The organism is Pseudomonas sp. GW821-FHT02H09 (assembly GCF_059421425.1).
On the sequence record NZ_JBWKVA010000061.1, the window covers coordinates 1 to 521 of the forward strand.

The following is a 521-nucleotide window of genomic DNA, read 5'->3' on the forward strand; positions in this document are numbered from 1 at the left end:
GTGCAGGCGCGCAACGACTTCACCAACGATGCCCACCGCCCACTGGGTCCGGTGGTGTGCATCAGCCCGTGGAACTTCCCGCTGGCGATCTTCAGTGGTCAAGTCGCAGCAGCACTGGCTGCCGGTAACCCGGTGCTGGCCAAACCGGCCGAACAAACGCCGCTGGTCGCCGCTCAAGCTGTGCGTCTGATGCTTGAAGCCGGGATTCCGGAAGGCGTACTGCAACTGCTGCCGGGCCGGGGCGAAACCGTTGGCGCCCGCCTGGTCGGCGACGATCGGGTCAAAGGTGTGATGTTCACCGGTTCCACCGAAGTCGCTCGCTTGCTGCAACGCAACGTCGCCGGCCGTCTGGATGCCCAGGGCCGTCCGATCCCGCTGATCGCCGAAACCGGCGGCCAGAACGCCATGATCGTCGACTCCTCGGCACTGACCGAACAAGTGGTCATCGACGTGGTGTCCTCGGCCTTCGACAGCGCCGGTCAGCGTTGCTCGGCCCTGCGCGTGCTGTGCTTGCAGGAAGA

Annotated in this window: 1 protein-coding gene; it reads left to right on the forward strand. The window is 65.6% G+C overall.

Going from position 1 to position 521, the window contains the following annotated elements; translation table 11 throughout:
• Positions 1–521 (forward strand): aldehyde dehydrogenase family protein (locus AC07VR_RS31650; RefSeq protein ID WP_495013650.1); only part of this gene is annotated, 521 nt, incomplete at both ends.